1 protein-coding gene is annotated in these 2,209 nt (G+C 70.2%); it reads left to right on the forward strand.

The window, feature by feature from the left end; translation table 11 throughout:
- Positions 1 to 2,120: ATP-dependent RecD-like DNA helicase (locus tag D9599_RS30475; RefSeq protein WP_232481142.1), on the forward strand; the 2,120-nt coding region annotated here is incomplete at its 5' end.
- Between the last annotated feature and the right edge of the window lie 89 nt (positions 2,121 to 2,209).

Raw genomic sequence — 2,209 nt, forward strand, 5'->3', positions numbered from 1 at the left:
ACGGCTTCTGCGTGCTGCGGGTGAAGGCGCGCGGGCACAAGGACCTGGTCACGGTGGTGGGCCATGCCGCCACCATCGCCGCCGGTGAGTGGGTGCAGCTCTCGGGCACCTGGTTCAACGACCGCACCCACGGCCTGCAGTTCCGGGCGGGGTTCCTCAAGGCAAGCCCGCCCACGACGCTCGAGGGCATCGAGCGCTATCTCGGCTCCGGCATGATCCGCGGCATCGGTCCGGTCTACGCCAAAAAGCTGGTGCGCGCCTTCGGGGAGAGGGTCTTCGACCTCATCGAGGCCGAGCCCACGCGCCTGCGCGAGGTCACGGGCATCGGCCCCAAGCGGGCGTCGCGCATCGTCGCCGGCTGGGCCGAGCAGAAGGTGATCCGCGAGATCATGCTCTTCCTCCACGCCCACGGGGTCGGCACATCGAGAGCGGTGCGGATCTACAAGACCTATGGCGCCGATGCCGTGCAGGTCATCTCCGAGAACCCCTACCGGCTCGCCCGCGACATCCGCGGCATCGGCTTCCGCACCGCCGACCTCGTGGCCCAGAAGCTTGGCATCGAGCCCACGGCCATGATCCGGGTCCGCGCCGGCATCTCCTTCGCGCTCGCCGAGGCCACCGGCGAGGGGCACTGTGGCCTGCCCTTGGCCGAGCTGACCACCCAGACCGCCGCCCTGATCGAGGTGCCCCCTCCCCTCATCGAGACTGCGCTCGAGCTGGAGCTGGCCGAGGGCGACGTCGTGGCCGACACGCTGGAGGGGGAGCGCTGCGTCTTCCTGGCCGGCCTCTACCGCGCCGAGCAGGCCATCGCCGAGCGGCTGCGGGCGCTCGCCCGGGGGCAGCCACCCTGGCCCGCCATAGACGCCGAGCGGGCGATCCCCTGGGTGGAGGGCAAGACCGGCCTGTCGCTTGCCCCCAGTCAGCGGGAGGCCCTCGCGCTCGCCACCCGCTCCAAGGTACTCGTGATCACCGGCGGCCCGGGCGTGGGCAAGACCACGCTCGTAAACTCCGTCCTGCGGGTGCTGCGCGCCAAGGGGGTGGAGGTGGCGCTCTGCGCCCCCACGGGCAGGGCCGCCAAGCGCCTCTCCGACAGCACGGGGCTGGAGGCCCGGACCATCCACCGCCTGCTGGAGACCGACCCTAAGACGGGCGGGTTCAAGCGCACGGAGGAGCGGCCGCTGGAGTGCGGGCTCCTGGTGGTGGACGAGACCTCGATGGTGGACGTGCCGCTCATGCGCGCCCTGCTCCGCGCTCTGCCGGACGAGGCGGCCCTGCTGCTGGTGGGGGACGTGGACCAGCTGCCCTCCGTTGGCCCTGGGCAGGTGCTGGCCGACATCATCGGCTCGGGTGCCCTGCCGGTGGTGCGGCTCACCGAGGTATTCCGCCAGGCCGCCGAGAGCCAGGTCATCGTCAACGCGCACCGCATCAACAGCGGCCAGATGCCCGAACTCCGCCCGGGCGAGGGGTCGGACTTCTTCTTCGTGGATGCGGCCGATCCCGAGGAGGGTGTCCGCAAGCTGTTGACGGTGGTGCGGGAGAGGATCCCTGCCCGCTTCGGGCTCGACCCCGTGCGCGATGTGCAGGTGCTCTGCCCGATGAACCGCGGCGGCCTTGGCGCACGATCGCTCAACATCGAGCTGCAGAAGGCGCTGAACCCGCCGGGCGAGCTCCGGGTGGAGCGCTTCGGCTGGACCTTCTGCCCGGGTGACAAGGTCATGCAGGTGGCCAACGACTACGACCGCGAGGTCTACAACGGCGACCTCGGCGTGATCTCCACCATCGACCCCGAGGAGGGCGAGCTCACCGTGCGCTTCGAGGGGCGCGAGGTCACCTACGGCTTCGGCGAGCTCGACGAGCTGGTGCTCGCCTACGCCACCACCATCCACAAGACCCAGGGCTCGGAGTACCCGGCCGTGGTCATCCCGCTCACCACCCAGCACTACGCCATGCTGGCCCGGAACCTCCTCTACACCGGCGTCACCCGTGGCAAGCGCCTTGTGGTGCTGGTCGGACAAAGGCGCGCCCTCGCCATCGCCGTGAAGAACAGGAACACGCGAAGGCGGTGGTCGAAGCTCCGAGAGTGGATGGAGGCTGGCCCGCTCGGCACAAGGCGGTGCTAAGATTTCTCGACGACAAAGGGGCTGGAGAAAGCGGTCATCGTCAACGGATCGCGTCGGACCCTGCTCCGGCGCGCTGCCACCCTGTCAGC

Origin of the sequence: Roseomonas sp. KE2513 (assembly GCF_016107305.1) — a bacterium.
Taxonomy (GTDB): domain Bacteria; phylum Pseudomonadota; class Alphaproteobacteria; order Acetobacterales; family Acetobacteraceae; genus Roseomonas.